At 36.9% G+C, this 2615-nt stretch carries 3 protein-coding genes; all 3 read right to left on the reverse strand.

The features are described 5' to 3' along the window. On the reverse strand, positions 1-915 hold a 915-nt coding region (locus ACFSJT_RS17890; RefSeq protein WP_378321710.1), incomplete at its 3' end, for an N-acetylmuramoyl-L-alanine amidase family protein. 4 nt (positions 916-919) lie between these two features. Continuing rightward, the gene (locus ACFSJT_RS17895; RefSeq protein ID WP_378321711.1) at positions 920-1798 is read right to left on the reverse strand and encodes a TolB family protein; all 879 of its coding nucleotides are present in this window, start codon (positions 1796-1798) and stop codon (positions 920-922) included. Between the two features lie 102 nt (positions 1799-1900). Next, positions 1901-2615 (reverse strand): T9SS type A sorting domain-containing protein (locus ACFSJT_RS17900; RefSeq protein WP_378321712.1); only part of this gene is annotated, 715 nt, incomplete at its 5' end.

Raw genomic sequence — 2615 nt, forward strand, 5'->3', positions numbered from 1 at the left:
CCAGTTACCGGGACCAATGGTATACCCAGAATACAATACATTACAATTATCATTGAAGAATCCGTTACCACGGTTGGCGTACCAGTTATCGCCATATTTTTCTAGTGCTTGGTAGAACCTACGGGTTACCCCAACATTATCGTTATCATTAAAGTTAGCTGTAAAGTCCCCTGTTTGTGTATTTCCTCCAGATGCACTTATGCTTGTTGTTGGTGGAGTAGTATCTGTTGATGGAGGTGGTGGCGGTGGTGGGGTGCCTCCACCAGAGCAATTTCCTAGGCTATTTTGAAGCGCCGCAACATAAGCGTCGGCGAATCGATTTCTCCAGGTATCATTTAGTAACTTGTTTTTATCCCCGGAGTCTACAAATCCAATTTCATTAAGAACGCCTATAGCATTGTTACCAGTTAATACGCCAAGATGGAAAATGTATGAGGCATCTTCTACAGATCGTCTATCACGCCATTGTCCTTTTTCTACCATTCGGTTTTGAACTTCTCTCGAGAATCTACTATTGTCGGCATCTCTTGAGTTACTTCGGTTACACCAAAAAGTCTCTGTTCCTGATCCACCGCCACCGTTACAATGAATACTAATAAAACGATCTGCTCTCCAGTTATTAGACATTGTTCTTCTTTGTGTTAAAGAAATCCACCCATTTCGGGTAGTTCTGGTCATTCTTACTGTCCAGTTACCACAACTGTTTTGTAATCTACTTCGAAGTTTAAGCCCTACAGATAAGGCTGTTGCATGTTCTGTATCAGTTCTACCATCGGGATCTGTGATACCATTGGCCGCATATCCATGTCCGGGATCAATAACTACCACTTGTGCAATACTTTCAAATGAAAATACAATTAAAAGAACTAATAGTGTAATTTTAGTTTTGTGCTGTATGTATTTAATAACTCTCATGGGTTTAGTTTTTTAGGTTAAGATCGGCTATAAATATGGTACCTGTTTTCTCATCTGAAAAGGCAATTTTCTTACCATCTGGTGATACATCTGCCCACATTTCTATAGTGTCATTTGTAGATGTTAACTGCGTCTTTTTTGACGATTTTGCCGAAATGTAAAAGAGTTCTGAGGTCGAAACAGTATGACCATCTTCACTTTTATCTTCAAAAGTTACTACACCACTATTATCGGGTAACCAGCTACTTGCTAGCCCAACACCCAGGTCTTTCCTTTTAGCTTTTCCATAAATTGAATACATGTATATGTTAGCTCCTTCATGTACAATTACAAATTTTTGATTTGGTGAAACGATAGGATGATAAAACTGACCATCTTCTTTTGTAATAATCCAGGAAGTACCATTGATCCCCTTTTTGGCTTCAAGTTTCAAGGTTTCTTGATTGATGTACACGGTTAGGTTGTTGGCAGATTTAGTCTGAGATGCCATTTTAGTATTATCGGGATGGATATTGGTTATTACTTTTTCTTTTTTAGAAGTTAGGTTAATGCTCTTTACTTGAAGGTCAGAAAAACTTCCTTCCACAGGTTTTTCTCTGAATACGATATTTTTACTATCTGCAGACCAATTTGCCAGATATCCGATGCCTTGTGCACTTTTTACTTTTTCGATTTTTTTTGGGTTATCAAGATCTAGTACATAGAGGGCATCATTATGATGATCTGTGAACAATATTTTTTTACCATTAGGAGACCATACGGGCGTACTAAAGTCCCCTGCGGGAGTGATCGATTTTATGTTCGTTAATTTGTTCTGGGAGTAACTAATTGTACTCAGCAGATTGCATAAAACAAATAATGCAAATAGTTTGATGGTTTTCATATAGTTTGTGTTTGAGTTAATTAATTGTCATAAAGCAGAAAGCATTTCCGACGTATGAGATGGATTGGTTCCCTAACCTCTTATTAATTAGGTATACTTTACTTAAATCTTTGTGATTTTGATTGTTTCTGAAATGTTGTCTATGGTAACTTTTATAAAATAGTTTCCTTTTTGAAGCTCAGAAATAAACGGACTTAAGTTTATGTTTCTTTTATAATTTCCATAGTAGGAATCTTGTAAAACGTTTAGTTCTCGGCCTAAAACATCATGAATAGAAATATGAGCTGTATTTTTCGATTTTGATTGATATTCAATAGTCAACTCCTTACCATTAGTAGGGTTAGGATAAACGGTGATAGCATGTCCTAAAGAAGTATCATCAAGAAGAGCAAAATTTTGTTTTGATAAACTACTAATAATTACATCCAGGTTTCCTGGGTTTGACCAGTTTCCCGCAGCATCGCGCACTAAACTTTTTACTTTACCATTTCTTCTTCGTATATCTTTGGTGACTGCAGTTCCTGCAGTGATGATCTGGTTGTTTCCTGCTCTAAATTTATAAACCTTAAGGTCATCAAATGCTACAACAGTTTTGTTGGTTCTAAGGGAGATAGAACTTCCGTTTTTGATTGGTGAAGCATCGGTCCATTTCAATACCGATCTGTTGTTTTTAAATACTTCTAACACACCATACGCTGGACTATAGGTAATTTTGTAATTGGCCCATTTAGTATCCAGAGGTGCATCACCAATAGCCCTGAAGTTTAATACATTATTAACGGTTTCATAGATACGCACTTTATTATCTTCTCCGCTA

The sequence above is a fragment of the Aquimarina celericrescens genome, assembly GCF_042682765.1.
Classification (GTDB): domain Bacteria; phylum Bacteroidota; class Bacteroidia; order Flavobacteriales; family Flavobacteriaceae; genus Aquimarina; species Aquimarina celericrescens.